The following is a 25,457-nucleotide window of genomic DNA, read 5'->3' on the forward strand; positions in this document are numbered from 1 at the left end:
TTGCAACCTCATGCTTGCTATGATCGTGCCATGATCGATTCCGATTTAGGCATTCTGGCATTGGGCAGCGGGATTCTGGCATCCCTGGCGGTATCCATCGCCCATTGTTTCCATGGCGACCTGCGCCTCAAGGTGCTGGCCTGGATGGCTGGATTTTTGGGATTGACCTGCGCAGGCTTCTTAGGGTGCTGGCATATCGGCTTTTCGCGGCCTGCGGGTGATGCATGGGAAGCCGCCTGCTTTCTGGTGGCTGGGTTGTTTGGCTTGACGGCTGTACTCGTCTTAATTTTGTTCATTATCCTGAATTTAAAAGAAATTTGATCCGAGGGAATGGCCCGCCGCTATGCCCCGCAAAGCTGTTATGGGCTCTTTCATGCACACTGCTGCCGCTCCCTTTCTCCAGGAGATTTCCTGCATGCAAACCGTTCGGCATCCCTTGGCCGCATTCCTGGCCTGCGCCGCGATCCTGTTGCTCGCGGCTTGCGACATGCCCGACAGCAGCGACCCGGCCGGCCCGGCCTATAGCGTCTGCCGCCCGCCGGAGTCGGGCACGAGCTATCAGGTCTGCGGCTAGCCCCTCATTCCTCGGGCGGCGGTTTCCCTGCGGCCCGGCGGCGCTCTTCCTGCTGGCGCTGAAGCTCTTCCCAAACCTGCATGTTGTGGCGCCGACGCCGGTTCATCTCATAGGGCAGGCGCTCGAGGAAGTCGGCCACGAGCTCGCGCAGGTCCTCATCTGCCGTCAGATCCGAGAACACATTCAGGATCTGCGCCAGGATATCGGCCTCCTTGGGCGGATGGTTGCGCGTGGACAGATCCACCAGCGCCCGAAGCAGGTCACCGCGAAGCTGCTGCTGCCAAGCCATGCGATCGGCCGCGAATGCCGCCCTCAGCCGCTGCGCGCCTTCGTCCTCCGGTTTCCCTGTCATCTGCTCACTCCGTCAATCTCGTCCTCGGCGCCCCCGCGCCCCGCATGATGGATACTCCCCCCGACCGGCACCCGGTCGATTGCAATGGGGGGCGCCGTGATGGAGGGTAGCATGTCAGCCTCAATAACGGCGCCATGCCCAGCGGCCCAGGCGCCAGAGCAGCCAGACGAGACCGGCGAACAGCCCGAGAATGACCACCAGCCCCATCAACTGGCCATCGACCGAGGCGAGATAACCCAGCATGGCAAGCACAGCGCAAATGGCCAGGGTCAGGCGAAAGCTGTCAGCGCTCATGGATTTACCTCGCAGAGTTGCCACGGATCTTTCCCGAGCCCTTCCGGCAACTGGTTCATGGCCCGGTCGATCTCGGTCAGCAGATCATCAGCACCCAGGCTGTCGGGATCCAGCGTGGCGATAACGTCCCAATGCTTCGCCGCGATGGCAAACTGCGTCAGATGATGACGAAAGGAGCGTGCGTCAGCGAAAGTGTAGTACTTGGTCAGGAATTTCGCGCCCGGCCCGGTGACGGGGAGTTCGGCCCGCCAGAGTGATCGCCCACCGACCCATTGCCCGTCCACCTTCCGCACACGCAGCATGTTGGTCAGCGCGCAGGCATAGTTCACCACATAGGGCGCACGATGCAGCGCGCGGGCATGAAGGTCTTATGCCATAGCCGGTTGGGCGGCGAAGGGCAGGACCGCAGCAACCCCGAACAGCGCCATGCGGCATGCACGGACTACGGCGTTTCGGTTCCTGGCGTCGGGCCGACGCCGTCCTATCCTGGTTCGGTTGACCCGGGTCACAGACTACCCCGCTGCGGTGGCAGCTTCGGCGTGGGTGCGTAGCTCAGCAGCGCCTGCAGCATCAGAACGCCCACCTGTTTGACCATCTTCATCTCTAATCTTTCCACAAACTTAAATCATGCTTCGTATTCTACAAAAATTCAAACCACGTGCGATTTATTCTGTCAATCCATGAAGCCTACTCCGGCTGCATGACCGAGACGCTCAAACATTTCATCGCCGGGCAGGTGCGGGTCTTCCGCAAGCAGCGCCGCTTGCGGCAGGCGGGGTTGGCCGAGGCCATCGGACGCACCCCCGAGGCCATCTCCAACATCGAACGCGCGAAGTCGCTGCCGGCCCTCGACACGCTGATCGCCATCGCCGGCGCCCTGGAGGTGCCGATCCGCGAGTTCTTCCCCGATGACGGGGTGACCGAGGACAAGAGCCCGAACCGCCTGAAGCTCGACGCCGAGGGCGCCGCCATCCTGCGCAGCCTCAGCGACGAACGCGCAAAGATTGCCATCGGGCAGCTGCGCGCGATGGCCGAGGCGTGAGGGGGCGGCAAACAACAGCCTTGCGATCAACCCCATCTTTCAGGGTCGCGTAATTTTATAATCGAAGAACATCATACAATTCCATTTGAAGCATGCAGATTGAAAACACGAGGTCGCCATGCCAGCACTGATCGCGATATTGGGCCTGATTCTTGCTGCCGGTGTTTGGGCATGGCGTCTACGGATGGCCAAGCAAGCTCTAGACGACGTATCCGGCATTGCCGGCGATGTGATCGCCGCTGCACGCCGGCTCGGGTTCCGTAGGCGCATGAACGCCCATCCGGTCGAAAGCATCGAGGAACCGAGTCTGGCGATATCTGCCTTGGGATTGGCCTTTCTCGATCTTGCTTCCCTGCCCACGGCTGAGCAGCTTAAGAGCCTGAAGCAAGCAGTCCGCAAGGAATTGGCTGTCAGCGAGATTAAAACTGATGAAATGTTGATCGTCAGTCGCTGGCTGGTGAACGAATGCAAAACCCCTCAAATGGCGATTGGTCGGCTTGGAAAGCGGTTAGCGCAGCTGGACAGAACCGGCTTTCAACCCTTGCTGGCGGTTCTCGGAGGTATGGAGGGTGGTACCGACACCTTGAGCCCGCGTCAGCGTGATGCCTTGGACGAGATTGCACGTATTTTTCGCCTGAATTGACACCCAATGAAACTAAAGCAGTTCATCTTGCCATGCATGATGTTGCTCGTCCTGGGATGGCTTATTATTGTTCCGCTTCAAGCAGCGTTGCCCCACTAATTTTGATGGCTACCGATGGATGCGGACAGATCCTTCAACCTGAGAAATTGATGGCCGCAGGAAAACTTTCAAGGCTCCTGCAGTATGCGCTGATCGTTTCGGTTTTAGTGGAGTTCCTAGCGCCCAAAGCACCTTGGTCCCTCTGGGCCTTGGTCTCATTCCCGGTAATTTCTTTTTTACTCAGCAGCAGCGCGGTCTACCTGATGAATGCAGATTTCCTCACGAACTGCGACGTATTCATTCTCGGCCCCGCCGCGACCGTTCAGATAAATCTTCTGAGCATTACTGCGATTGTTTTCATGTCGCTCAAGCGCATGCGCCTATAATGACCATCTACGCTGGCCGAATCTGTGTGGCGCCGTCGCTTTGCTACCCGTTCGATTGTGTTTCCCTGACAACATCTTGCCCGGAAAGCTTTCCCACCCATTTTGTGCGATGCCCCGCCCGCCTGTTACCAATTCCTCATGAGCAACAAGGAGTTGGAAGCAATGGCACAATCCAAGGACACTGCTGTCTGGGGCACGGTGACGCTGGCGATGCCGCAGCTGGTCGAATGGCAGATCGAAGGCGGAGCGGAAAAGCTCGAAGGCCGCAGCCTGCGGGAGTTCGTGACCGCCCTGGCATCGGCCGGCGAAGGACGCGAAGCGGTGTTGCGGTTGAACCTGCTCGTGTCCCTGTGACTGTGGACGACAGCACCCGACCGCATTACCGTGTTCGGGGGCTGCTATGCGGGACGAAGCTGCCGCTCGCCGTGTAAGGTCAACTCTGTTACCGATGTCACTGGCCAGGCAAAAACCCTTTCACGGAAGTGTGATGAGAGAAACGCAGATCAAGAACGAGCGAGGCGGGTCATGGGCAAGGGTTCTCGTATTCGCGGCCGCGTTTACGCTATGCGCATTCGCGCTCGCTTTCGCCGTATTTTACCGAACGGTGGACGCTTTGATCGCCCAGCCACTAGAGGCCATCGTCGACTGGATCGGCAGGATCGAAGTTGAGGATCACGGCGGCGACTACCGCATCACCCTCCCGCCAACTGAAGACGCAGCGCGATAGGGTCTCAACGGGCTGCTGTCTGTCCGATCGTCAGCTAAGAGCCAAAGTACCTCTCCGCCCAGACAGGGAGATCCCGTTTCCCTGTGTTCTTCGCCCGCAGCGGCACTCGTCCGACGCCCGTCCGGAGCACATCACGACCGCCAGGAGAAGCTGCCGAAACGGCTCGTTTCCCCGTGAAGAAAGGACCGCGGTGCATCCGCAATCACGAACGGCGGCTACACGGCGAGCCTCTGGCCTTGCCGCTGCAGGCCACCGGTGACACCGCCGTCCGAATTCCGGTGACCGCGTGGTGACCACGGACATCTTCGGAAATGGTGACAAGATGTCGGGACGGGGATGAAAAAGGCGCTAAGGGGGTGTTAAACCTGCCTTAGCGCCTTCAGAATAATGGTGGGCGATAACGGATTTGAACCGCTGACATCTTCGATGTGAACGAAGCGCTCTACCGCTGAGCTAATCGCCCGGTGCGCGCTAGATAGCCGCAGACGAAGCGCACCGCAAGAGGCTGCAGCCGAAAAAATGCCGCGCTCGCAATCGTCAGGAACCGCGGCGACGCAGGCGCAGGGTGATGATCTCGCCGCCCGCGCCGTCGTGGCGGCGGCTGATGCGCGCCCGCCCCAAAGGCGGCAGCGCCAGCGTCATTCCCGAGGCGATCGCATCGCCCAACTCGGCCAAGGTCGCCTCGACCACGGTCTTGACTTCGCTGTTGCGCAGGCCGGTGCGGCGCGCCACCTGGGACAGGAGCTGCCGCTTCTGCAGCACCTTGGCCGTTTCGGGATCGGCGAAGGCCTCGGGTTCGGATCTTGCCTGTGACCGTGCCATGGAAACACTCCTTTCCCCTGGAGACTCGGTCAAGAAAAAGGCCGCGCGGATGCCGCGCGGCCTCGTATCAGTGGGCGACCGCCGAGTCGCCGCTTCCCTGTTCGCGGGTCGCGGCCAACCGGCTGGCCTCGGCCGCCTCCTCGGCAGCCTCGTCCCATTCGACGGGTTCAGGCATCCGCACCAGCGCCTGCTGCAGGACTTCCCGCACATGGCTGACCGGAATGATCTTCAGCCCTTCCTTCACATTGGCCGGGATCTCGGCCAGGTCCTTCTCGTTATCGACCGGGATCAGCACCGTCTTGATGCCACCCCGAAGCGCCGCCAGCAGCTTTTCCTTGAGTCCGCCGATGGCCATGGCGTTGCCGCGCAGCGAAACCTCGCCGGTCATGGCAATGTCCTTGCGCACCGGGATCTGCGTCAGCACCGAGACGATCGAGGTCACCATGGCAAGGCCCGCCGAAGGGCCGTCCTTGGGGGTGGCCCCGTCGGGCACATGGACATGGATGTCGATGGCGTCGAATTTCGGCGGCTTCACCCCGATCTGGGGCGCGATCGAGCGCACATAGCTCGCCGCCGCGTCGATCGATTCCTTCATCACCTCGCCCAGTTTCCCGGTCGTCTTCATGCGGCCCTTGCCGGGCAGCTTCAGCGCCTCGATCTGCAACAGATCGCCGCCGACCTGGGTCCAGGCCAGCCCCGTCACCACGCCGACCTGATCGTCCTTTTCGGCCAGGCCATAGCGGTGGCGGCGCACGCCCAGATATTCCTCGGCCTTCTCGGGCGTCACCTCGACCGACTTGACCTTGCCCTTCAGGATCTCGGTCACCGCCTTGCGGGCCAGCTTGGCGATCTCGCGCTCCAGCGACCGCACGCCCGCCTCACGGGTGTAATAGCGGATCACATGGGTCAGCGCCTCGTCGGTCACCGAGAACTCGCCCTTGCGCAACCCGTTCGCCTTGATCTGCTTGGGCAGCAGATGCTGGCGCGCGATCTCGCGCTTCTCGTCCTCGGTATAGCCGGCCAGCGGGATGATCTCCATCCGGTCGAGCAGCGGTCCGGGCATGTTGTAGCTGTTGGCCGTGGTCACGAACATCACGTTCGACAGGTCGTATTCCACCTCAAGATAGTGGTCGACGAAGGTCGCGTTCTGTTCCGGGTCCAGCACCTCGAGCATGGCCGAGGCCGGGTCGCCGCGGAAGTCCTGGCCCATCTTGTCGATCTCGTCGAGCAGGATCAGCGGATTCGTGGTCTTGGCCTTTTTCAGCGCCTGGATGATCTTGCCGGGCATCGAGCCGATATAGGTCCGGCGATGGCCGCGGATCTCGGATTCGTCGCGCACGCCGCCAAGGCTGATGCGGATGAACTCGCGCCCCGTGGCCCGCGCCACCGAACGGCCCAGCGAGGTCTTGCCGACGCCCGGAGGCCCGACAAGGCACAGGATCGGCCCCTTCAGCTTGGTCGAGCGGTTCTGCACCGCCAGATATTCGACGATGCGTTCCTTGACCTTTTCCAGCCCGTAGTGATCGGCGTCGAGCACCTCCTCGGCCTTGCCGAGATCCTTGCGAATGCGCGACTTCACGCCCCAGGGCAGCGACAAGAGCCAGTCCAGATAGTTGCGGCTGACCGTGGCCTCGGCCGACATCGGCGACATCGACTTCAGCTTCTTCAGCTCGGCCTCGGCTTTTTCGCGGGCCTCCTTGCTGAACTTCGTCTGGTTGATCTTCTCTTCCAGCTCGGTAAGCTCGTTCGAGCCGTCCTCGCCGTCGCCCAGCTCCTTCTGAATGGCCTTCATCTGCTCATTCAGATAGTATTCGCGCTGGGTCTTCTCCATCTGCGTCTTGACGCGGGACTTGATCTTTTTCTCGACCTGCAGCACCGACATCTCGCCCTGCATCAGGCCATAGACCTTCTCCAGGCGCTCGGCCGTCACCAGGGTTTCCAGCAGTTCCTGCTTCTTGTCCAGCGCGATGCCCAGATGGCCGCTGACCAGATCGGCCAGCCGGGCCGCGTCGCGGGCCTCGGCCACCGCGGCCACGACTTCCTCGGGGATGTTCTTGCGCACCTTGACATAGCGCTCGAACTCCTCGGCGACGGCGCGGGTCAGCGCGGTCAGCGTGTCGGCATCGCCCGGCTCTTCGGCCAGGGATTCGCAGCGGGCTTCGAAGTAATCGTCATTCGGCACGAAATCGGTGACGCGCACCCGTTCGCGCCCCTCGACAAGCACCTTCACGGTCCCGTCGGGCAGTTTCAACAGTTGCAGCACATTGGCCAGCACGCCGGTGCGGAAGATCCCCTCGGCGGCGGGCTCATCGACCGCGGCATCCTTCTGGGCTGCGAGAAGGATCGGACGATCCTGCTCCATCACGGCCTCGAGCGCCCGCACCGATTTCTCGCGCCCGACGAACAGCGGCACGATCATGTGCGGAAACACCACGATATCCCGCAAAGGCAGGACCGGATGGGTGGTTTGGGCGAATTCGTTCATGGAATCAGTCCTTTCTCGCCAAGAGGCGCAACCCCTAAGACAGGCAGTCTGCGCCCCCTGCTGGCTGACAAGATAGGAAGCCGCGCCGTCGGGTTCAATGGCAGATTGGTTCGCATTTTGTTCGCACCGACGGCCGGGAACGCCCGGCTGGGCAAGGCCCCGGGAACCTGCCGAGGCCTTGCCTTGTGATGGGCCGCCGGGTCAGACCCGGTCGCGGAAGAAGCTGTTGATCTGCTCGTCGGCCTTTTCCTTGGTCCAGCCGTATTTTTCCTGCAGCTTGCCGGCCAGCTTGTCCTTCTGGCCCGCCACCTCGGTCAGCTCGTCATCGGTCAGGTCGCCCCATTGCTCTTTCACGCTGCCCTTGAGTTGGTTCCATTTGCCTTCGATGATATCCCAGTTCATTGCGCACTCCTTTCCAAGATGTGGACTGTCTGTGTCATGCGAAACCAACCCCGGCCCGCGGCCAGGGTTCCGGCAATTTTCTTCGCGGAAAGGCGGAACCCGACGGCTGCGAGTGCAAGTCCATGGGCTTCCGGCAGGCTTTCATCACGCGCTCTCGGCCGGGACATGCCCGGCAGGCCACATGACCGAAGCCGGGCGCGGAGTCGGGTCATGCAACCGCGATACTGAGCCGGTGCGGCGCGGAACGGCAAGCGCGCCCGCGCCCGGATCCCGCATTGCGACAGGAAGAAGGCAACGGATCAAGCGTCTTGCGCGATTCACGCTGCGCGACGCCTGACCGGGAAAACGGCGAACCTTGCGCTGGCGCAAAGTCGGGGCCGGCGCGGCGCGGCATGTTGCGCCCGATACCGCAACTGCCCGAGCCTGCCATGTCCATGCCTGTCCGCCTCCTCAAGTCCTGCTGGCTTGCGGTTTTTCTCGTGCTTTGCAGCATGGTTTCCGCAGGCCAGGCGCTGACCCTGGACGAGGCGCTGGCAAAGACCCCACCCTCGCAGCTGTTCGAGGGGGCCGAGAGCTACGGCGCCCCGGAGGGCGAACCGGCCATCGTTCCGGTCCTGAAGGGCGGCGAGACGCTGGGTTACGCCTATCTCAACAGCGATTTCACCCCCTCGACCGGCTATTCCGGCAAACCGATCCGCATCGTCGTCGGCATCGACCGAAAGGGCGTGATCCGCGGCATCCACATGGTCGAACATCACGAGCCCATCGTGCTGATCGGTATCCCCGAGCCCAAGGTGCTGGCGGCGCTGAACGGGTTGATCGGCGCCGATCTGGGCCGCGTCGCGGCGGGCGAGGCCAAGCCGCCGCAGGCCGAGATCGTCTCGGGCGCCACGGTGACGGTGCTGGTCATGGGCGACAGCATCGTGCGTTCGGCGGTCAGGCTGATCCGTTCGGGGCGGCTGGACGGCATCGCCGCCGGCCCCGCCCCGGCCGAGACCCGCCGCGAACTGGACCCCGCCGTTACCGGAACCGAGGACTGGCAGACGCTGCTGGGCGACGGCTCGGTGCGCTCGCTGGTCATGAGCGTCGGAGAGGTCAGCAAGGCCTTCGCCGATGCCGGCCAGCCGCTGGCCGCCCAGCACGCCGAGACCGGCAATCCCGAGGACGCGTTCATCGACCTTTACCTGGCGCCGGTCTCGGTGCCCGCCATCGGCCGCAGCCTGCTGGGCGATGCCGCCTATGACCGGCTGGCGGCGAAGCTGCAACCGGGCCAGGCGGCGGTGCTGGTCGCGGGCGACGGCGCCTATTCCTTCAAGGGTTCGGGCTATGTGCGCGGCGGCATCTTCGACCGGATCGAGCTGATGCAGGACGGTCAGGGCCTGCGCTTCAAGGACCGCGATCACACCCGCATTCCGGTCCTGGCCGCAGCGGGCGCGCCGCGGCTGAAAGAGATCGCGCTTTTCGTCGTGCCGCAGGATTTCACCTTCGACGTGGCGCAGCCCTTCGAGCTGCAGCTTCTGGTCCAGCGCGCCACCCGGGGCCGCGACAAGGCCACCCTACCCTTCGACCTTGCCTACCAGATCCCCGAGCGCTACCTGCTGCCCGCCGCGCCGCCCGCCGCCCCGGCGACCCCGGTCGCCGACACGCCCGCGGCGCAGCCGCAGGTCGGCCAGCCCACCGCCGAGGATGACGGCCCGGCTCTGTGGAAGACAATGTGGCAGATGAACCGGGCGAACATCGCCATCCTCGGCACCGCGCTGGCGCTGCTGACCGCGATCTTCTTCTTCCAGGACGTGCTGACCAAATACCCGCGCACCTTCCTTTGGGTCCGGCGCGGCTATCTGGCCTTCACCCTGCTGTGGCTGGGCTGGCTGGTCCACGCGCAACTGTCGGTGGTGAACGTGCTGACCTTCGTCAACGCGCTGCTCTCCGGCTTCTCGTGGGAATATTTCCTGTCGGCGCCGCTGGTCTTCATCCTGTGGAGCGCGGTGGCGGCCGGCCTGCTGTTCTGGGGCCGCGGGCCGTTCTGCGGCTGGCTCTGCCCCTTCGGCGCGCTGCAGGAACTGTCGAACACCATCGCCCGCAAGTTGCGCGTGCCGCAGATCGACCTGCCCTGGGGGCTGCACGAAAGGCTGTGGCCGATCAAGTACATGATCTTCCTGGGCCTGTTCGGGCTGTCGCTCTATTCGCTGGCCGATGCGGAACGTTGGGCCGAGGTCGAGCCGTTCAAGACCGCGATCGTCCTGAACTTCATGCGCGAATGGGGCTTCGTGCTGTTCGCCCTGGCCTGCCTGCTGCCGGGCCTGTTCATCGAGCGCTTCTATTGCCGCTACCTGTGTCCGCTGGGCGCGGCGCTGGCGATCCCGGGCCGGATGCGCATGTTCGAATGGCTGAAGCGCTGGCCGGAATGCGGCAGCCCCTGCCAGCGCTGCGCCAATGACTGCCCGGTCAAGGCCATCCACCCCGAGGGCCAGATCAACGTCAACGAATGCATCTACTGCATGAATTGCCAGGTGCTCTATCACGACGACACGCGCTGCCCGCACATGATCACCCAGAAAGCGCGGCGCGAGAAGATCGCCCGCAGCGCGCAGCCGAAACCCGCCGCCGCCACCGGCAAAACCGGCCGCGAGCAGCCGCCCGCCTTCCGCGCACAGCGCGCCGCGACCGCCGACAATCCCCCCGATCTCAAAGGAGCATGACATGACCAAAGACAGTGATTTCCGGCCCAACCGACGCCAGCTTCTGGCCAGCGGCATGGCCGTCGCCGCCGGCGCGGGCAGCGTCGCGCCCCGCGCGCTGCTGGGCGCCGGCGCCGGGCTGGGCGCGGCGGCCATCGCCGGACAGGCGGCCGCGCAAGGCGCCGCCGAGGGGCAATCCTTCGAGGTGGCGCCGGGCGAGCTGGACGAATATTACGTCCTGCTCTCCGGCGGCCAATCGGGCGAGGTGCGCATCCTTGGCCTGCCCTCGATGCGCGAACTGATCCGGGTGCCGATCTTCAACCGCGAAAGCGCCACCGGCTGGGGGCAGTCCAACGAATCGATCAAGGTCCTGACCGAGGGGCTGACGCCGCAGACCCGCGAATTCCTCAAGGACAAGGGCGGCTTCTTCAGCAATGGCGATGCCCACCACCCGCATCCCTCGTTCACCGACGGCACCTATGACGGGCGCTATTTCTTCATCAACGACAAGGCCAACACCCGCGTCGCCCGCATCCGCATGGACGTGATGCGCTGCGACAAGATCATCGAGCTGCCGAACCAGCACACGGTCCACGGGCTGCGGCTGCAGAAATACCCCCGGACCGGCTATGTCTTCGCCAATGGCGAGGATGGCGTGCCGCTGCCCAATGACGGCACGGCGCTGAACGATCCCTCGCAATACCACTCGGTCTTCTCGGCCATCGACGCCGACACCATGCAGGTGGCCTGGCAGATCATCGTCGACGGCAACCTCGACAACGTCGACGCCGACTACCAGGGCAAATACGCCTTCGCGACCTGCTACAACTCGGAAGGCGGCGTGACGCTGGAAGAGACGATGGAAAAGGACCAGGACTGGCTGACCATCTTCAACATCCAGGCCATCGAAGCCGCGGTGAAGGCCGGCGAGGGCCAGGAGCTGAACGGCGTGCGCGTGCTTGACGGCCGCGGCGAGGACAACAAGCTGGTGCGCTACGTCCCCGTCCCGAACGGCCCGCACGGCATCAACACCGCGCCGGACGGCATCCATATCGTCGCCAACGGCAAGCTCTCGCCCACGGTCACGGTCTTCGACGTGCGCAAGTTCGACGACCTGTTCGCCGGCAAGATCCAGCCGCGCGACACCGTGGTGGCCGAGCCGGAGCTGGGCCTGGGTCCGCTGCACACCGCCTATGACGGCCGCGGCAATGCCTATACGACGCTGTTCATCGACAGCCAGATCTGCAAGTGGAACATCGAGGACGCGATCCGCGCCCATAATGGCGAGAAGGTCGACCCGATCCGGCAGAAGCTGGACGTGCACTATCAGCCCGGCCACAACCACACCTCGATGGGACAGACCAAGGAAGCCGATGGCAAATGGCTGATCTCGCTCAACAAGTTCTCGAAGGACCGCTTCCTGAACGTCGGGCCGCTGAAGCCGGAATGCGACCAGCTGATCGACATCTCGGGCGACGAGATGAAGATCGTCCACGACAACCCCACCTTCGCCGAGCCGCATGACGCGACGATCATCCACGCCTCCAAGGTGAACCCGGTTTCGCTCTGGGACCGCAACGATCCGTTCTTCGCCGATGCGGTCGAGCAGGCGAAAAAGGACAATATCGACCTGATGATCGACAGCGAGGTCATCCGCGACGGCAACAAGGTCCGGGTCTACATGACCTCTTCGGCCCCTGCCTTCGGGCTCGACAGCTTCACCGTCAAGCAGGGCGACGAGGTCACGGTCTATGTCACCAATATCGACGAGGTCGAAGACCTGACCCATGGCTTCTGCATCGTCAATTACGGCATCAACATCGAGGTCGCGCCGCAAGCCACCGCCTCGGTCACCTTCAAGGCCGACCGGCCGGGCGTCTACTGGTATTACTGCTCGTGGTTCTGCCATGCCATGCACATGGAGATGAAGGGCCGCATGCTGGTGGAGCCGGCCTGATGCTGCGTCCCGCCCTTGGCCTTGGCCTTGCCCTTGCGCTGCTGCTGTCCTCGCCGCTGGCGGCGGACAGGCTGCGCCCGGCCGACGATGCCGGGCTGGCGCAGGCGCTGGCGAATGCCCGGCCGGGGGACGAAATCCTGCTGGGGGCCGGCCGCTGGCGCGGCCCCCTGCTGATCGCGACACCCTTGACCCTGCGCGGCGAACCCGGCGCGGTGGTCGATGGCGCGGGACAGGGCCATGTGATCGCGGTCGATGCCCCGGACGTGCGCATCACCGGGCTCGGCGTCACCGGCTCGGGCAGCGATCTCGACCGGATGGATTCCGGCATCTTCCTGACCAAACGCGCCACCGGCGCGCGCGTGGACGGCAATGTGCTGACCGACAACCTGCACGGCATCCGCATCCAGGGCGCGCGCGACGCGCTGGTTTCGGGCAACCGCATCACCGGCCGCCTGGGCCGGCAGTCCGAGCTTGGCAACGGCGTCAGCGTCTGGAACGCCCCCGGCGCCGCGGTCGAGGATAACGAGATCGCCCAGGGCCGCGACGGCATCTTCGTCTCGGTCTCCAAGAAGAACGCCTTCCGCAACAACCGCATCCACGACACCCGCTTCGCCATCCATTACATGAACACCTCGGACAGCGAGGTCAGCGGCAATGTCTCGCGCGACAATGCCATGGGCTATGCGATCATGTTCTCGGACCGGCTGACCGTCACCGGCAATTCCTCCGAGAACGACCGCGACTACGGCTTCCTGTTCAACTCGGCCAACCGCTCGGTGCTGTCGGGCAACCGGGTGATCGGCCGCCCGGCCCCGGAAAGCCGCTGGCGCGACATGGGCCAGAGCCTCGAGGCCGGCGTGCCAGCCCCCGACCCCGCCTCGGCCGGCAACCGCATCGCGCCCGAGAAATGCGTGTTCATCTACAATGCCAACAAGAACCGCTTCACCGGCAACCATTTCGAGGGCTGCGCCATCGGCATCCATTTCACCGCCGGGGCCGAGGGCAACCTGATGTCGCGCAACGATTTCGTGCAGAACCGCGTCCAGGTGAAATATGTCGGTACCCGCTATCTGGAATGGTCGCTGGACGGCGTCGGCAACTACTGGTCCGACAATGCCGCTTTCGACCTGAACGGCGACGGGCTGGCCGACAGCGCCTATCGCCCCAACGACATGGTGGACAAGGTGATGTGGACCGCCCCGCAGGCGCGGATGCTGCTGACCAGCCCGGCGGTGCAGATCCTGCGTTTCGCGCAAAGCCGCTTTCCCGCCCTGCTGCCCGGCGGCGTGACCGACAGCCACCCGCTGATGTTTCAGAATTCCGAAAGGCCCCTGCCATGACCGCCGCCCCGAACGACCCGACCGTGATCCTTGAAGGCGTGGGCAAAAGCTATGGCGGCCGCCCGGTGGTCAGCGCGCTTTCCTATACGCTGCCGCCCGGCCAGGTTGTGGCGCTGGTCGGCCATAACGGCGCCGGCAAGACCACGCAGATCAAGATGATACTGGGCCTGACCCGGGCGGATGCCGGGCGGATTTCTGTGCTGGGCGCCGATCCCGGCCATGGCCGCGCCGCCCGTGCGCAACTGGGTTACCTGCCGGAAAGCGTGCAGTTCCACCTGTCCTTTACCGGGCGCGAGACACTGGGCTTCTACGCCCGGCTCAAGGGCCTGCCGGCGCGCGGCCATGAGGCGCTGTTCGCGCGGGTCGGGCTGCTGGACGCCGCCGACCGGCCGGTGCGCGGCTATTCCAAGGGGATGCGCCAGCGCCTTGGCCTGGCGCAGGCGCTGCTGGGGGCGCCGCGGCTGCTGCTGCTGGACGAGCCGACCTCGGGTCTCGACCCCGCCCTGCGGCGCGAGCTTTACGGCATCGTCGCCGACCTGGCGCGGCAGGGCGCGACGGTGCTGCTGTCCTCGCACGCGCTGACCGAACTGGAAGGCCATGCCGAGCGGGTCATCGTCATCAACCAGGGCCGCAAGATCGCCGACGGCTCGCTGGCGGAACTGCGGCGGCTGGCCGGCCTGCCCTCGCGCCTGCGCTTCCGCGCCTCGGATGGCGGGCTGCGCCGCATCGACCTGGCCGAGGCCGAGAAGGTCACGGCACTGCGCGCCCTGCTCGACACCGGCGCGCGCGAGATCACCCTCGAGGATCCCAGCCTCGACGACATCTACGCCCATTTCCTGCGCAGCGAGGCCGCCTGATGTCCGCGATCCTGACCATCGCCCGCCGCGAACTGGCCGAGGGCATCCGCAACCGCTGGGTCGTCTCGATGACCGTGGTCATGGCGGCGCTGGCCTCGGTCATCGCCGCGCTGGGTTCGGCACCCACCGGCTCGACCGCGACCGGCGCGCTGGACGTGGTGGTGGTGGGGCTGGCCAGCCTGACCATCTTCCTGGTGCCGCTGATCGCGCTGCTGCTCTCGCATGACGCCATCACCCGCGAGGCCGAGCGCGGCACGCTGCTGCTGCTGCTCAGCCATCCGCTGTCGCGGCCGCAGGTGGTGGCGGGCAAGTTTCTGGGCCAGCTCGCCATCCTGGCGCTGGCCACGGTGATCGGCTTCGGCTTCGCGGCGATCTTCGTGATCTGGCGCCACGGCGCCGAGGGCTGGCAGGCCTTTGCCATGATGACCGCGATTTCGGTGCTGCTGGGGGCGGTGTTCCTGGCACTGGGAACGCTGGCTTCCGCGGTCGTGCAGGAAAGCTCGACCGCGGCGGGCATCGCCATCGGGCTGTGGCTGCTGTTCGTGGCGCTTTACGACATGGCGCTGCTGGCGGCACTGGTGGCGCGCGGCGGCCACGCGGTGCCGGGCTGGATCATGGACCTGGCGCTGCTGCTGAACCCGACCGACGCCTATCGCCTGCTGACGCTGGGCGAAGGCGCCTCGGCCATGCTGTCCGGCATGGGCGGCGTCTATGACAATTCGCAACTGACCCCGGGCCTGCTGGCGGCGGCGCTGCTTCTGTGGTGCGCGTTGCCGCTGACCCTGGCCATGACCGCATTCTCGCGAAGGAACCTGTAATGAAACCGCTGCTGATCGCTGCCCTGCTGACGCTGGCGCTGCCGGCCTGCCGGGACGAGACGACCGCCGCCCTGCCGCCCGTGACCATGACCGCCGAGGCGATCGGGCGCTATTGCGGCATGAACCTGATGGAACACGAAGGGCCCAAGGGCCAGGTGGTGCTGTCGAAGGAAATGGGCGCCTACTGGTTCTCCTCGGCCCGCGACACGGTCGCCTTCTCGATGATGCCGGACGAGGTCAAGGATCACGGCGGACTTTACGTCTCGGACATGGCCAAGGCGGCCAGCTGGGCCGATCCCGGCGCCGACAACTGGATCGACGCGACAAAAGCCTTCTATGTCGTCGGCTCGACCATGCAGGCCGGCATGGGCGGGGCCGAGATCGTGCCCTTCGGCAGCCGCGTGGCCGCCGAGGCATTCGCCGCCGACAAGGGCGGCAGCGTGCAGACCTTCGACAAGCTGACCCCCGACGAGGTTCTGGGCGCCGGCGAAACCGCAGCGGAGGAGGCCGGGGATGCGCATTGACCGCCGCCGTTTCCTGACCATCTCGGCCGCCGCGCTCGGCGCGCCGCTGCTGGCCCATGCCGCACCGGACGATGCCTCGGGCGCGACGGTCTGGCGCGGCCAGGCCATGGGCGCGCCGGTGGCGCTGATCCTGAACCATCCCGACCGCACCCGCGCCCAGGCGCTGATCCGCGAAACCCGGGCCGAGCTGCAGCGGCTCGAGAATATCTTCACCCTCTACCGCGACAGTTCCGAACTGTCCGAGCTGAACCGCAGCGGCCTGCTGGTCACGCCCAGCCCGGAGATGGTGGCGGCGCTGCGGCTGGCCCGGCATGTACACCGGCTGACCGGCGGACGCTTCGATCCCAGCATCCAGCCGCTCTGGCGCGCCCATGCGGCGGGGGACGCGGCGGCGGTGCAGGCGGCGCGGCAGCTGGTCGGATTCGACCGCATCCGGGTCAGCGACGACCGCATCCTGCTGCGCCCCGGCATGGCGCTGACGCTGAACGGCATCGCCCAAGGTATCATCACCGACCGCATCACCGCGCTGCTTCGTGCCGGCGGCGCCGAACACACGCTGGTCGACATGGGCGAGATCCGCGCCATCGGCGGCCGCACCGCCGCCGAACCCTGGCGCGTGGCGCTGGCGGGCGGCGGCGAGGCGTCGCTGATCGACCGCGCCATCGCCACCACCGAGGCGGGCGGCTTCACCTTCGACGCCGCCGGCCGGCTGCCGCATCTGATCGACCCCGACACCGGCGCGGCGCGCGCCGACTGGGCACGGATCTCGGTCATCGCCGACGAGGCGGGGCTGGCCGATGCGCTCTCGACCGGCTTCGCCCTGGCGCCAGCACCGGCGATCCGCGCCGCCCTGCCCGCCCTGCCCGGCGTCGAGGTGCGGGCGCTGGACGGTCAGGGCCGCGAAACCCGCTTTACCTGACCCCGCGCCATGCGCCAGAATGCCACCAGCCGGGAACGCCATGACCGATATCGTCACCCTTGATGTAAGACCGATTCTGGCCGAGGGGCAGGAGCCCCTGGCCGCGATCATGGCTGCCGCCGATGCGCTGGCCGAGGGCCAGACCCTGCGGCTGATCGCGCCGTTCCGGCCGGTGCCGCTGTTCCGGGTGATGGAGCGGCAGGGCTTCCTCCACAGCGAAACCCCGCTGGGCGGCAATGCCTGGCAGATCGACTTCCGCCGCCCCGAACAGGCGCTGAGCCTCGGCAGCGCACTGGAAGCCTTCAGTTGGCCCGAGCCTTCGGCCTTCCTGGACCTGACCGGCCTGTCGGAAGCCGAGGCGCTGGCGCGACTGACCGCGGCGCTGGAGGCCGCGGCGGCGGGCGAGGTGGTCTTCGCCCTGCTCGAGCGCGAGCCCGCAACGCTGCTGCCGCGACTGGCCGAGGCGGGACATCAATGGGCCGGCAACCATGCCGCGGACGGCAGCGGCTACCGGCTGCTGCTGCGGCGGGCCGAAGCCTAGGCGCCGCGCAGGGTCTTGCGCTGGCGCAGCAGCATCGGCGCATGTTCGACGCAAAACAGCCCGAAGGCCAGGATCCAGGCGGCGCCGGTGGCGTGGATCAGCGGCTCATAGGCGCCGAACTCGGCCGCCGGCCGCAGCAGCGCCGCCGCGAAGATCGCCAGATAGCTGAGGCTGGTCGGCAGCGAGGCGGTCAGCTCGCGTCCGGTATGGCCGCGGGTGGCGCGGGTCATCACCGCCAGCATCTCGCCGCCGATGGCGCCGACGCCGAAGACATGCAGCGCCGCCGCGGTGCTCATCACGCCGAAACCGGCCAGGCCCACGGCGGCGAAACCCAGGGCGAGCATCAGGTAGCCGCCATGCAGCGACAGGACCAGCGGCTCGCGCGCGGTCAGCCAGCCGCGCCAGCGCGCCAGCCGGGCCAGGTTCAGCGCCGCCGCCGCGCAGGCGGCCAGCGCCACCGGCAGCGCCTCGGGCGCAAGCACCCAGCCCAGAAGCGTGGCGGCCGAGGCGCAGGAAACCACGGTGTCGAACCTGTTGTAGGGCACCGGCAGCGGCCCCGGGCCCCGCCGCGCCAGCCAGTTGCGGGTGAAGCTGGGGGTGATGCGCCCGCCGATGATGATGATCAGCAGCACATAGGCCGAAATCGCCGCCCGCGCCGCCATCGCCGGGTCGCCGTCGCGCAGCACCGCAAGGTGAAAGCCGATATTGGCCAGCGCCAGCACCGCGACCGCGCCCACCACCTTCAGGTCGCGCCATTTGCGGCCGGCGACGATCTCGGTCAGGAAGACCAGCGCCATCACCGGCAGGAACAGCGATTCCAGCACCACGCCGGGCAGCGGCGAAGCGGTCGGCGGAAAGGTGATCGCCAGGCGCCCGGCCAGCCACAGCGCCGAAAGCGCCATCAGCGGCCGCCCGGACAGCGGCATGCGGCCGGTCCAGTTCGGCACCGCCGTCATCAGGAAGCCGGCCAGGATCGCCGATGAAAAGCCGAACAGCATCTCGTGCATGTGCCAATGGCTGGCGCCATAGGCGCCGCCCGGCGCGCCATGGCCGGTCAGCGCCGCGATCCACAGCAGCATGATCACCACCGCCCAAAGCGCCCCGCCCAGGAAGAACGGCCGAAAGCCATAGGAGAACAGCACCGGGCCGGTCCGCGACAGACCGCGCGGAATGCCGCCCTCGGGGCGCAGGGATTTCGCAGATTTGCCCATGGCATCCTCTCAGACAGAAAGGCCCGCCGCCCGGAACCGGCGACGGGCCAAGGCTCAGGCCCCGTGGGGGGCGAAAGGCTTAGCGCGCGACCTTTTCCAATTGCGCATCCATGCGCTGGCGGGCCTTCTTGGGCAGCTTGCCCCCGGCCACCGCGTCGTAGTTCGAGGCATCGCCGCCGGCCTGGATCAGCGCCACCATGCCCATTGGCAGGTGCGGCTTGCATTTCACCGCATAAAGGCCGGGCTTGTCCACGGTCAGCACATATTGTTCGTTCAGCTTGGATTCGAACTCGGCCACGCCCTCGGGCAGCATGCCGGGCAGCGAGGCCACGTCATGGCTCTTGTCGGTGGGCACGAAGGTGATGGTGTCGCCCACCTCGGCCTGCACGAAGGCGGGCTCGAAGACCATGGCGCCATCCGCGCCCTTGTTCAGCATCTGCACCTGATGGTCCGCGGCCAGCGCCGGAACGGCAAGAAAGGCCAGCGCGGCGGCCAATGTCAGAGAGCGTTTCATTTCCTGTCTCCTTGCGGAAAATCAATCTTCCGGCCCGACAGCTAGCACCCGGGAATCGGCGGGACTTTGCGCTACCTCAAATTGCAGACTGTTCATATCAGGATTGCGCCTGGGCGATGGCTTCCAGCGCCGGCACGTCGGCGATGATCACCTTGCGGCGGGCGCGCAGCAGGATGCCGTCCGCCTCCCAGGCCGCCATGATGCGCGAGGCGGTGTGCAGGGTGTTGCCGCTCATGTCGGCGATGTCCTGGCGGGTCAGGGGAAAGGGAATCTCGACCGGGCCGGGTCGCGGCGGCGGCACCGTGTCGGGCCCCGCATCCTCGCGCGCCAGGCGCAGCAGCAGATGGGCGATGCGGCGGCCCGCCTCCTCGGTGCTCATCTCGCGCAGGCGGATATGCGCCTCGTCCAGCTTGCGCCCCACCGCCTGGATCGCCGAGAAGGCCAGCGAGGGCGCGGCGCCGATCAACGGCTCCCAGCGGGCGCGCGGCCAGGCCAGCAGGCGGCTTTCCACCATGGCCTCGGCGCTGCCGGGATAATGGCTGCGGCCAAGCGCCGGGGCGAAACCGCAAAGCTCGCCGGGATGGACGATGCGGACGATGAACTGCTGGCCGTCCTCGGTCACCTGCGTGACCTTCAGCCGGCCGTCCAGCAGCACGAAGAACCGCGCCGCCGGGTCGCCCTGGGTGAACAGCACCTCGGCCGGCGCCAGCGCCAACCGAGCCATGCCCTGGCGCACCACATCCAGCTGCGCCGGGTCGAGCCCGGCGAAAAGCGGCAGAAGGGAAAGCGGTTCCGGCATCGGATCCCTGCGCATGGCGCCGGCGGGATGGGCCGGCATGGGCAGGGCTAGCACATCGGATCGCGGGCCGCAGCCCCGATCACGCTAGCGCGCCTGTTCAAGCAGATGCCGCACCCAGAGCCCCGAGGCCCAGGCCGCCGGCACGCCCAGCGGCACCGAGAGCGCCAGCACCGTCATCGGCGAAAGCGCCGGCAGTCCCAGCGACTGACCCAGAAGCCCCAGCATGAACAGGTTGATCGCCACCGCCACCGCCGCGAAGACGTAAAGCAGCAGCGCCAGTTTCCAGATCGGCCAGATCGCCGGGGCATGTTCGGTCATCAAACGCTTCTCCTGCATACCCGAGAAATTTGCCCGGAGAATTTCCCCGACGCCTTGACTTTGGTTAAGGTGCCCCGCCGCCCGCCGGCGCATTCAAAGGGCGATTGCCAACTGCTCGCGGAGTCGCTCGCCATGCGCGAAGTCCTGACGAAGAGCATGGCCCGGAACATCTTTTATGGCGGGTCGCTGTTCTTCATTCTCATCTTCATCGGGCTTTTCGCCCATAGTCATTACTATATCACCCATGTCTCGACGGACACGGCCGGGCTGACGCCCGAGGTCGCCGCGGGCAAGCACCTGTGGGAAAAGAAGGCCTGCATCAACTGCCACTCGATCCTGGGCGAAGGCGCCTATTTCGCGCCCGAACTGGGCAACGTGATGAAACGCTGGGGCGTGCAGGACGATCCCGAGACCGCCTTCGAGGCAATGAAGGGCTGGATGGAAGCCCAGCCCACCGGCGTCGAGGGCCGTCGGCAGATGCCGCAATTCCACCTGACCGACCAGGAGATCCGCGAACTGACCGATTTCCTGCTGTGGACCGGGCGGATCAATACCCAGAACTGGCCGCCGAACGATGCGGGCTGAAGGAACGAAGCGATGAAATACCAGACCCAGAAAATCGCGCTGGCCTATATCTACGTGGCGCTCGCGCTCTTTGCCGTGCAGGTCCTGATGGGGCTGCTGATCGGCTATATCTATGTCAACCCGAACTTCCTGTCCGAGACCCTGCCCTTCAACATCGGTCGGATGCTGCATTCCAACGCGCTGATCGTCTGGCTGCTGACCGGCTTCTTCGGCTCGGCCTATTTCCTGATCCCCGAGGAGGCCGAGCGCGAGATCCATTCGCCGCTGCTGGCCTATCTGCAGCTGGCGATCATGGTCGTCGGCACGCTGGGCGCGGTGCTGACCTATGCCTTCAACCTGTTCGAGGGCAATTTCCTGCTGGGCATGCAGGGGCGCGAGTTCCTTGAACAACCCACCTGGGTCAAGGTCGGCCTGGTCGTGGCGGCATTGATCTTCCTCTACAACGTCTCGATGACGATGCTGAAGGGCCGCAAGACGGTCATCTCGACCATCCTGCTGCTGGGGCTTTGGGGGCTGGCGCTGCTGTTCCTGTTCGCCTTCTACAACCCGGTGAACCTGGCGCTCGACAAGCAATACTGGTGGAACGTCATCCACCTCTGGGTCGAGGGCGTGTGGGAGCTGATCATGGCCTCGATCCTGGGCTTCCTGATGCTGAAGCTGACCGGGGTGGACCGCGAGGTGGTCGAGAAATGGCTTTACGTCATCGTCGCCTCGGCGCTGTTCTCGGGCATCCTGGGCACCGGGCACCATTACTACTGGATCGGCATGCCCGCCTATTGGCAGTGGATCGGCTCGATCTTCTCGAGCTTCGAGATCGTGCCCTTCTTCGCGATGATGGCCTTCGCCTTCGTCATGGTCTGGAAGGGCCGGCGCGACCATCCGAACAAGGCGGCGCTGCTGTGGTCGCTGGGCTGCGCGGTGCTGGCCTTCTTCGGCGCCGGGGTCTGGGGCTTCCTGCACACGCTGCACGGGGTGAACTACTATACCCACGGCACCCAGGTCACCGCGGCGCATGGCCACCTGGCCTTCTTCGGCGCCTATGTCTGCCTGAACCTGGCGCTGTTCACCTATGCCATGCCGATCCTGCGCGGCCGCGACCCCTATAACCAGGTGGTGCTGATGGCCTCGTTCTGGCTGATGGCGGGCGGCATGCTGTTCATGACCTTCGTGCTGACCTTTGCCGGCACCGTGCAGACCCATCTGCAGCGCGTGCTGGGCATGAACTACATGGAAGTGCAGGACCAGCTTGCGCTGTTCTACTGGATGCGCTTCGGCGCCGGCGTCGCGGTGGTGCTGGGGGTGGTCCTGTTCATCTGGGCCACGCTGATGCCGCGCCGCGAAGTGATCGAGCCCGGCCCGGTCGTCAAACATGCTGCGGAGTGAGACCATGGACGGAAGCATCACCCCTGCCCCCTTCTACCTGCCGCAGGGCGACGAATGCGAGGTCTTCGCCGCCGCCCATGCCCACGGCCTGCCCTTGCTGCTGAAAGGCCCGACCGGCTGCGGCAAAACCCGCTTCGTCGCCCATATGGCGGCGAGGCTGGGCCGGCGGCTTTATACCGTCTCCTGCCATGACGACCTGTCGGCGGCCGACCTGATCGGGCGCTACCTGCTCAAGGGCGGCGAGACGGTCTGGGTCGACGGCCCCCTGACCCGCGCCGTGCGCGAGGGTGCGATCTGCTATCTCGACGAGGTGGTCGAGGCCAGAAAGGACGTGGCCGTGGTCCTGCATCCGCTGACCGACGACCGCCGCATCCTGCCCATCGACCGCACCGGCGAGGAATTGCAGGCCGGACCCGGCTTCATGCTGGTCGCCAGCTACAACCCCGGCTACCAGAACATCCTGAAGACCCTGAAGCCCTCGACCCGGCAGCGCTTCCTGTCGGTCGAGTTCGGCTTTCCGCTGCCCGAGCACGAGCTGCCGGTGGTCTGCCGCGAAAGCGGGCTGGACGAAAGCCGCGCCAAGCTCTTGATCCGCATCGCCGGCAAGCTGCGCGGGCTCAAGGGCCAGGATCTGGAAGAGGGCGTCTCGACCCGGCTGGTGATTTATGCCGCGACGCTGATCGCCGGCGGCATGGGCTTCGACCGGGCCGTCGCGGCGGCGATGATCGAGCCCCTGACCGACGATGCCGACGTCAAGCGCGGCCTTGTCGATCTGGTCGGCGCGCTGGCAGGCTGACATGGCGCATGATCTCGCCCCATGGGAGCCCGAGGAGACGGTCGGCAAGCTCTGGCACAGTCTGGCCAGCCGATTGGACGCGCCGCCCGATTTCAGCGCCGCGGCGGTGACGCTGGAGCAGATGCAGCCGCGGCTGGCGGTGCTGTTCCGCGGCCTGGGCGGCGGTCCTTCGGTCGAGATCCGGCCGGTGGCGGACGAGGAAAGCGGCCACCGGCTGCGCCTGCGCCGCCGCCTGGCCACCCCGGCCGAACGGGTGGCGCGCGCCAGTTTCGACGGCGAGGTGCTGCGCCTGCCGGCGCGCCTGGCCGAGTTTCCCGATGCCGCGGACAATGCCGCGCTTTACCTGTGGCTGGCGGCCGCCGCCGCCCATGCGCCGCGCCCCGCCCTGCCCGCGGATCCGCTGCGCGCCGATCTGGCCGCCATCGCCGGCGCCCGCGCCATGGTGGCGGCCACCCTGGCCGACGCGCCCGGCCTGCGGCCGGTCTGGGACCGGCTGGCGCAGGCGCATCTGGCGCTGCGGCCGGCCAGCATCGGCGGGACCGAGGGTGCCGTCGAGGCGCTGATCCGCCGGTTGTTGGGCGATCCGGTGCCGGCCGATACCGCGCTGCTGGACGATCCCGGCCGCGCCCCGCCGGCGCCGCGCGGCTATCGCCCGTTCCGGCCGGTGCCGATGTGGCCCGACTTGCGCGCCCCGCGCCTGTCGGCGCCCTCCGAAACCGCCGAACCGGCGACCGGCGGCGATGCCGAGGAAGCCGGGGACGGCCCGGCCCGCAAGGCCCGCCGCCACAAGGCCGACCAGGCCGAGCGCAAGGACAGCATCATCCTTTACAAGTTCGAGGCCCTGCTGAGCTGGACGCAATTCCTGAACCTCAACCGCCGGGTCGAGGATGACGATCTGGAAAACGCCAAGAAGGCCGCCGACGACCAGGACGAGATCGGCCTCGGCCAGGTCTCGAAAGCGCCGGCGACGCGGCTGAAGCTGCACCTGGACCTCGCCCCCGAGGACGTGGACCGCGAGCGGCTGTCCGCAGCCTTCACCTATCCGGAATGGGACGCGCGCGCCCAGACCTATCTGCCCGACCATTGCCGGGTGCTGGCTGCGCCCGCCGGCGGCGATGCCGCGCTGCAGGCCCCGCCCGATGCCGCCGCCCGCCGCCGCATCCGCGCCGTGCAGCGCCGCTTTCAGGCGCTGCGCCCGGCCCGGACCATGCAGTCCGGCCAACCCGACGGCGAGGAGCTGGACCTGGACGCCGCCTTGCGCTCGGTCACAGATCTGCGTGCCACCGGGCGCGGCAGCGACCGCATCTGGCGCCAGTCCCGGCCGGGGCGGCGCGACCTGGCGGTGTCGATCCTGCTCGACGTGTCGCGCTCGACCGAAAGCATGGTCGCGGGCCGGCCGGTGATCCAGATCGCCCGCGAGGCGCTGACCGCGCTGGCCTGGGGGTTGGATAGCTGCGGCGACCGCTTTGCCGTCCAGGGTTTCTCGTCGCTCAGGCGCGACCGGGTCTGGCTGCATGGCTGCAAGGATTTCGACGAGCCGATGGGCCCGGCGGTCGAGGCGCGCATCAACGCGCTGAGCCCCGGCTTCTACACCCGCCTTGGCGCCGCCCTGCGGCATTGCTCGGCCGGGCTCGCCGCACAAAGCCGGGCGCGCCGGCTGCTGCTGGTGCTGACCGACGGCAAGCCCAACGACCTGGACCACTACGAGGGCCGGCACGGCATCGAGGACAGCGCCATGGCGGTGCGCGAGGCCCGTCGCGCCGGCCATGCGGTCTTCGGCATCACCATCGACCGCGCGGCGCAGACCTGGTTCCCGCGCATCTTCGGCCGCGGCGGCTTCGCGGTGATCCGCGATCCCGACCGGTTGGTCGGTGCCCTGCCGGAAATCTATCGCCAGTTGGTGTCGTGATGCGGCTGGACGATCTTCCCGGCGAATTGCTGATGTGGGTGCTGATCGTGTCCGAGTTGCTGGTCTTTGCCGCCGGCATCACGGTGATGGCGGCGCTGCGCCTGCGCGACCCGGCCGGCTTTGCCGAGGCGCAGGCGCTGCTGGACAGCCGCCTGGCCGCGCTGAACACGGTGATCCTGGTCAGTTCCGGCTATGCCGCCGCCCGGGCCGAGCGGGCCGCGGCGCGGGGCCGCAAGCGCGCGGCGCGGCTGGGCCTGGGCCTTGCCGCCCTGGGCGGGCTGGGTTTCCTGGCCCTGAAGGCGGCGGAATATGCCGGCGACTGGGAGCGCGGCATCAGCATGGAGGCCAGCCCGTTCTTCACCTTCTACTACCTGCTCACCGGCTTTCATGCCGCCCATGTCATCGCCGGGGTGGCGCTGCTGGCGCTGGTGGCCTGGCGCGCCCGGTCGGACGCGGTTCAGGCCGGCGCGATGTTCTGGCACATGGTCGACCTGGTCTGGGTGCTGATCCTGCCACCGATCTATCTTCTGGGCTAGGCA

At 66.5% G+C, this 25,457-nt stretch carries 30 protein-coding genes and 1 tRNA gene; 20 read left to right on the forward strand and 11 right to left on the reverse strand.

Annotated features, from left to right (window positions below; all coding sequences use genetic code 11):
- Positions 1–30: 30 nt before the first annotated feature.
- Both NBE95_RS00105 and NBE95_RS00110 read left to right on the forward strand, forming a co-directional pair.
- Positions 31–321, forward strand: coding sequence for a hypothetical protein (locus NBE95_RS00105; RefSeq protein ID WP_289893888.1), 291 nt, complete (start codon positions 31–33; stop codon positions 319–321).
- A gap of 94 nt (positions 322–415) precedes the next feature.
- Complete coding sequence (locus NBE95_RS00110) at positions 416–574, forward strand: hypothetical protein (protein ID WP_289893889.1); 159 nt, start codon at positions 416–418, stop codon at positions 572–574.
- Between the two features lie 4 nt (positions 575–578).
- On the opposite strand, the gene NBE95_RS00115 is transcribed toward NBE95_RS00110, so the two are convergent.
- The 3 genes from NBE95_RS00115 to NBE95_RS00125 all read right to left on the reverse strand — a co-directional run bounded on the left by NBE95_RS00115 (position 579) and on the right by NBE95_RS00125 (position 1,552).
- On the reverse strand, positions 579–926 hold the full coding sequence (locus NBE95_RS00115; RefSeq protein ID WP_289893890.1) for a hypothetical protein: 348 nt from the start codon (positions 924–926) through the stop codon (positions 579–581).
- 120 nt (positions 927–1,046) lie between these two features.
- Positions 1,047–1,220 carry a hypothetical protein gene (locus NBE95_RS00120; protein ID WP_289893892.1) on the reverse strand — a complete coding sequence of 58 codons (174 nt, stop codon included), beginning with the start codon at positions 1,218–1,220 and terminating at the stop codon, positions 1,047–1,049.
- Positions 1,217–1,552: a hypothetical protein gene (locus NBE95_RS00125; RefSeq protein ID WP_289893893.1), complete on the reverse strand. Its 336-nt coding sequence runs from the start codon at positions 1,550–1,552 to the stop codon at positions 1,217–1,219. Before NBE95_RS00125 ends, NBE95_RS00120 begins: the two co-directional genes overlap by 4 nt.
- 368 nt (positions 1,553–1,920) lie before the next feature.
- Between NBE95_RS00125 and NBE95_RS00130 the strand changes: the two genes are divergently transcribed.
- The 5 genes from NBE95_RS00130 to NBE95_RS00150 all read left to right on the forward strand — a co-directional run bounded on the left by NBE95_RS00130 (position 1,921) and on the right by NBE95_RS00150 (position 4,057).
- Positions 1,921–2,262, forward strand: a complete 342-nt coding sequence (locus tag NBE95_RS00130; protein WP_289893894.1) for a helix-turn-helix transcriptional regulator — start codon at positions 1,921–1,923, stop codon at positions 2,260–2,262.
- A 118-nt stretch (positions 2,263–2,380) separates the two neighbouring features.
- Positions 2,381–2,905 carry a hypothetical protein gene (locus NBE95_RS00135; protein ID WP_289893895.1) on the forward strand — a complete coding sequence of 175 codons (525 nt, stop codon included), beginning with the start codon at positions 2,381–2,383 and terminating at the stop codon, positions 2,903–2,905.
- Between the two features lie 32 nt (positions 2,906–2,937).
- On the forward strand, positions 2,938–3,330 hold the full coding sequence (locus NBE95_RS00140; RefSeq protein WP_289893896.1) for a hypothetical protein: 393 nt from the start codon (positions 2,938–2,940) through the stop codon (positions 3,328–3,330).
- Positions 3,331–3,468: 138 nt separating this feature from the next.
- Positions 3,469–3,684 (forward strand): hypothetical protein, encoded by a 216-nt coding sequence (locus NBE95_RS00145; protein ID WP_289893897.1) that lies wholly within the window; start codon positions 3,469–3,471, stop codon positions 3,682–3,684.
- A 133-nt stretch (positions 3,685–3,817) separates the two neighbouring features.
- A complete protein-coding gene (locus NBE95_RS00150) occupies positions 3,818–4,057 on the forward strand; it encodes a hypothetical protein (protein WP_289893898.1) in 240 nt (79 codons plus the stop codon).
- Between the two features lie 388 nt (positions 4,058–4,445).
- Here NBE95_RS00150 and NBE95_RS00155 read toward each other — a convergent pair.
- The 4 genes from NBE95_RS00155 to NBE95_RS00170 form a co-directional block, all read right to left on the reverse strand.
- Positions 4,446–4,520 (reverse strand) — tRNA-Val (locus tag NBE95_RS00155).
- Between the two features lie 74 nt (positions 4,521–4,594).
- Complete coding sequence (locus NBE95_RS00160) at positions 4,595–4,879, reverse strand: HU family DNA-binding protein (protein ID WP_289893899.1); 285 nt, start codon at positions 4,877–4,879, stop codon at positions 4,595–4,597.
- Positions 4,880–4,946: 67 nt separating this feature from the next.
- Positions 4,947–7,364, reverse strand: a complete 2,418-nt coding sequence (lon, locus tag NBE95_RS00165) for an endopeptidase La (RefSeq protein ID WP_289893900.1) — start codon at positions 7,362–7,364, stop codon at positions 4,947–4,949.
- A 201-nt stretch (positions 7,365–7,565) separates the two neighbouring features.
- Positions 7,566–7,766: a CsbD family protein gene (locus tag NBE95_RS00170; protein WP_019352530.1), complete on the reverse strand. Its 201-nt coding sequence runs from the start codon at positions 7,764–7,766 to the stop codon at positions 7,566–7,568.
- A 428-nt stretch (positions 7,767–8,194) separates the two neighbouring features.
- On the opposite strand from NBE95_RS00170, the gene NBE95_RS00175 reads away from it, so the two are divergent.
- From NBE95_RS00175 to NBE95_RS00210, 8 genes are read left to right on the forward strand one after another with little or no spacing between them, the layout of a single operon-like run.
- On the forward strand, positions 8,195–10,468 hold the full coding sequence (locus tag NBE95_RS00175; RefSeq protein ID WP_289893901.1) for a NosR/NirI family protein: 2,274 nt from the start codon (positions 8,195–8,197) through the stop codon (positions 10,466–10,468).
- A 1-nt stretch (position 10,469) separates the two neighbouring features.
- On the forward strand, positions 10,470–12,404 hold the full coding sequence (gene nosZ / locus NBE95_RS00180; RefSeq protein ID WP_289893902.1) for a TAT-dependent nitrous-oxide reductase: 1,935 nt from the start codon (positions 10,470–10,472) through the stop codon (positions 12,402–12,404).
- Positions 12,404–13,744: a nitrous oxide reductase family maturation protein NosD gene (locus NBE95_RS00185; RefSeq protein ID WP_289893904.1), complete on the forward strand. Its 1,341-nt coding sequence runs from the start codon at positions 12,404–12,406 to the stop codon at positions 13,742–13,744. The genes nosZ and NBE95_RS00185 overlap by 1 nt, the downstream gene beginning before the upstream one ends.
- Positions 13,741–14,601 (forward strand): ABC transporter ATP-binding protein, encoded by an 861-nt coding sequence (locus NBE95_RS00190; protein ID WP_289893905.1) that lies wholly within the window; start codon positions 13,741–13,743, stop codon positions 14,599–14,601. Before NBE95_RS00185 ends, NBE95_RS00190 begins: the two co-directional genes overlap by 4 nt.
- Complete coding sequence (locus tag NBE95_RS00195; protein ID WP_289893906.1) at positions 14,601–15,419, forward strand: ABC transporter permease subunit; 819 nt, start codon at positions 14,601–14,603, stop codon at positions 15,417–15,419. The genes NBE95_RS00190 and NBE95_RS00195 overlap by 1 nt, the downstream gene beginning before the upstream one ends.
- Positions 15,419–15,943, forward strand: a complete 525-nt coding sequence (locus NBE95_RS00200; protein ID WP_289893907.1) for a nitrous oxide reductase accessory protein NosL — start codon at positions 15,419–15,421, stop codon at positions 15,941–15,943. Before NBE95_RS00195 ends, NBE95_RS00200 begins: the two co-directional genes overlap by 1 nt.
- Positions 15,933–16,862, forward strand: a complete 930-nt coding sequence (locus NBE95_RS00205) for an FAD:protein FMN transferase (protein ID WP_289893908.1) — start codon at positions 15,933–15,935, stop codon at positions 16,860–16,862. Before NBE95_RS00200 ends, NBE95_RS00205 begins: the two co-directional genes overlap by 11 nt.
- A 40-nt stretch (positions 16,863–16,902) precedes the next feature.
- The gene (locus NBE95_RS00210; RefSeq protein ID WP_289893909.1) at positions 16,903–17,403 is read left to right on the forward strand and encodes a DUF2249 domain-containing protein; all 501 of its coding nucleotides are present in this window, start codon (positions 16,903–16,905) and stop codon (positions 17,401–17,403) included.
- Here the strand turns inward: NBE95_RS00210 and NBE95_RS00215 are convergent.
- From NBE95_RS00215 to NBE95_RS00230, 4 genes are all read right to left on the reverse strand, one after another.
- Positions 17,400–18,614: an NnrS family protein gene (locus NBE95_RS00215; protein WP_289893910.1), complete on the reverse strand. Its 1,215-nt coding sequence runs from the start codon at positions 18,612–18,614 to the stop codon at positions 17,400–17,402. The two genes, NBE95_RS00210 and NBE95_RS00215, sit on opposite strands and share 4 nt — an antisense overlap.
- Positions 18,615–18,693: 79 nt before the next feature.
- On the reverse strand, positions 18,694–19,128 hold the full coding sequence (locus NBE95_RS00220) for a pseudoazurin (RefSeq protein ID WP_289893911.1): 435 nt from the start codon (positions 19,126–19,128) through the stop codon (positions 18,694–18,696).
- A gap of 97 nt (positions 19,129–19,225) precedes the next feature.
- Complete coding sequence (locus tag NBE95_RS00225; RefSeq protein ID WP_289893912.1) at positions 19,226–19,966, reverse strand: Crp/Fnr family transcriptional regulator; 741 nt, start codon at positions 19,964–19,966, stop codon at positions 19,226–19,228.
- 45 nt (positions 19,967–20,011) lie between these two features.
- A complete protein-coding gene (locus NBE95_RS00230) occupies positions 20,012–20,245 on the reverse strand; it encodes a hypothetical protein (protein ID WP_289893913.1) in 234 nt (77 codons plus the stop codon).
- Positions 20,246–20,377: 132 nt separating this feature from the next.
- Between NBE95_RS00230 and NBE95_RS00235 the strand changes: the two genes are divergently transcribed.
- From NBE95_RS00235 to NBE95_RS00255, 5 genes are read left to right on the forward strand one after another with little or no spacing between them, the layout of a single operon-like run.
- A complete protein-coding gene (locus NBE95_RS00235; RefSeq protein WP_289893914.1) occupies positions 20,378–20,830 on the forward strand; it encodes a cytochrome c in 453 nt (150 codons plus the stop codon).
- Between the two features lie 12 nt (positions 20,831–20,842).
- Positions 20,843–22,213 carry a cbb3-type cytochrome c oxidase subunit I gene (locus NBE95_RS00240; protein WP_019351573.1) on the forward strand — a complete coding sequence of 457 codons (1,371 nt, stop codon included), beginning with the start codon at positions 20,843–20,845 and terminating at the stop codon, positions 22,211–22,213.
- A 4-nt stretch (positions 22,214–22,217) separates the two neighbouring features.
- A complete protein-coding gene (locus NBE95_RS00245) occupies positions 22,218–23,009 on the forward strand; it encodes a CbbQ/NirQ/NorQ/GpvN family protein (protein WP_289893916.1) in 792 nt (263 codons plus the stop codon).
- Between the two features lies 1 nt (position 23,010).
- Positions 23,011–24,918, forward strand: coding sequence for a nitric oxide reductase D protein (locus NBE95_RS00250; protein WP_289893917.1), 1,908 nt, complete (start codon positions 23,011–23,013; stop codon positions 24,916–24,918).
- Complete coding sequence (locus tag NBE95_RS00255) at positions 24,918–25,454, forward strand: cytochrome c oxidase subunit 3 (RefSeq protein ID WP_289893919.1); 537 nt, start codon at positions 24,918–24,920, stop codon at positions 25,452–25,454. Before NBE95_RS00250 ends, NBE95_RS00255 begins: the two co-directional genes overlap by 1 nt.
- Positions 25,455–25,457 lie beyond the last annotated feature (3 nt).

This window comes from Paracoccus sp. TOH (genome assembly GCF_030388245.1).
GTDB classification, from domain to species: Bacteria; Pseudomonadota; Alphaproteobacteria; order Rhodobacterales; family Rhodobacteraceae; genus Paracoccus; species Paracoccus simplex.

What these genes read in the sequence shown, in the direction of transcription:
- NBE95_RS00105 (WP_289893888.1), top strand. Translation starts at nt 31, where the DNA reads ATGATCGATTCCGATTTAGGCATTCTGGCATTGGGCAGCGGGATTCTG.
- NBE95_RS00110 (WP_289893889.1), top strand. Translation starts at nt 416, where the DNA reads ATGCAAACCGTTCGGCATCCCTTGGCCGCATTCCTGGCCTGCGCCGCG.
- NBE95_RS00115 (WP_289893890.1), bottom strand. Translation starts at nt 926, where the DNA reads ATGACAGGGAAACCGGAGGACGAAGGCGCGCAGCGGCTGAGGGCGGCA.
- NBE95_RS00120 (WP_289893892.1), bottom strand. Translation starts at nt 1,220, where the DNA reads ATGAGCGCTGACAGCTTTCGCCTGACCCTGGCCATTTGCGCTGTGCTT.
- NBE95_RS00130 (WP_289893894.1), top strand. Translation starts at nt 1,921, where the DNA reads ATGACCGAGACGCTCAAACATTTCATCGCCGGGCAGGTGCGGGTCTTC.
- NBE95_RS00135 (WP_289893895.1), top strand. Translation starts at nt 2,381, where the DNA reads ATGCCAGCACTGATCGCGATATTGGGCCTGATTCTTGCTGCCGGTGTT.
- NBE95_RS00140 (WP_289893896.1), top strand. Translation starts at nt 2,938, where the DNA reads ATGCATGATGTTGCTCGTCCTGGGATGGCTTATTATTGTTCCGCTTCA.
- NBE95_RS00145 (WP_289893897.1), top strand. Translation starts at nt 3,469, where the DNA reads ATGAGCAACAAGGAGTTGGAAGCAATGGCACAATCCAAGGACACTGCT.
- NBE95_RS00150 (WP_289893898.1), top strand. Translation starts at nt 3,818, where the DNA reads ATGAGAGAAACGCAGATCAAGAACGAGCGAGGCGGGTCATGGGCAAGG.
- NBE95_RS00160 (WP_289893899.1), bottom strand. Translation starts at nt 4,879, where the DNA reads ATGGCACGGTCACAGGCAAGATCCGAACCCGAGGCCTTCGCCGATCCC.
- lon (WP_289893900.1), bottom strand. Translation starts at nt 7,364, where the DNA reads ATGAACGAATTCGCCCAAACCACCCATCCGGTCCTGCCTTTGCGGGAT.
- NBE95_RS00170 (WP_019352530.1), bottom strand. Translation starts at nt 7,766, where the DNA reads ATGAACTGGGATATCATCGAAGGCAAATGGAACCAACTCAAGGGCAGC.
- NBE95_RS00175 (WP_289893901.1), top strand. Translation starts at nt 8,195, where the DNA reads ATGTCCATGCCTGTCCGCCTCCTCAAGTCCTGCTGGCTTGCGGTTTTT.
- nosZ (WP_289893902.1), top strand. Translation starts at nt 10,470, where the DNA reads ATGACCAAAGACAGTGATTTCCGGCCCAACCGACGCCAGCTTCTGGCC.
- NBE95_RS00185 (WP_289893904.1), top strand. Translation starts at nt 12,404, where the DNA reads ATGCTGCGTCCCGCCCTTGGCCTTGGCCTTGCCCTTGCGCTGCTGCTG.
- NBE95_RS00190 (WP_289893905.1), top strand. Translation starts at nt 13,741, where the DNA reads ATGACCGCCGCCCCGAACGACCCGACCGTGATCCTTGAAGGCGTGGGC.
- NBE95_RS00195 (WP_289893906.1), top strand. Translation starts at nt 14,601, where the DNA reads ATGTCCGCGATCCTGACCATCGCCCGCCGCGAACTGGCCGAGGGCATC.
- NBE95_RS00200 (WP_289893907.1), top strand. Translation starts at nt 15,419, where the DNA reads ATGAAACCGCTGCTGATCGCTGCCCTGCTGACGCTGGCGCTGCCGGCC.
- NBE95_RS00205 (WP_289893908.1), top strand. Translation starts at nt 15,933, where the DNA reads ATGCGCATTGACCGCCGCCGTTTCCTGACCATCTCGGCCGCCGCGCTC.
- NBE95_RS00210 (WP_289893909.1), top strand. Translation starts at nt 16,903, where the DNA reads ATGACCGATATCGTCACCCTTGATGTAAGACCGATTCTGGCCGAGGGG.
- NBE95_RS00215 (WP_289893910.1), bottom strand. Translation starts at nt 18,614, where the DNA reads ATGGGCAAATCTGCGAAATCCCTGCGCCCCGAGGGCGGCATTCCGCGC.
- NBE95_RS00220 (WP_289893911.1), bottom strand. Translation starts at nt 19,128, where the DNA reads ATGAAACGCTCTCTGACATTGGCCGCCGCGCTGGCCTTTCTTGCCGTT.
- NBE95_RS00225 (WP_289893912.1), bottom strand. Translation starts at nt 19,966, where the DNA reads ATGCCGGCCCATCCCGCCGGCGCCATGCGCAGGGATCCGATGCCGGAA.
- NBE95_RS00230 (WP_289893913.1), bottom strand. Translation starts at nt 20,245, where the DNA reads ATGACCGAACATGCCCCGGCGATCTGGCCGATCTGGAAACTGGCGCTG.
- NBE95_RS00235 (WP_289893914.1), top strand. Translation starts at nt 20,378, where the DNA reads ATGCGCGAAGTCCTGACGAAGAGCATGGCCCGGAACATCTTTTATGGC.
- NBE95_RS00240 (WP_019351573.1), top strand. Translation starts at nt 20,843, where the DNA reads ATGAAATACCAGACCCAGAAAATCGCGCTGGCCTATATCTACGTGGCG.
- NBE95_RS00245 (WP_289893916.1), top strand. Translation starts at nt 22,218, where the DNA reads ATGGACGGAAGCATCACCCCTGCCCCCTTCTACCTGCCGCAGGGCGAC.
- NBE95_RS00250 (WP_289893917.1), top strand. Translation starts at nt 23,011, where the DNA reads ATGGCGCATGATCTCGCCCCATGGGAGCCCGAGGAGACGGTCGGCAAG.
- NBE95_RS00255 (WP_289893919.1), top strand. Translation starts at nt 24,918, where the DNA reads ATGCGGCTGGACGATCTTCCCGGCGAATTGCTGATGTGGGTGCTGATC.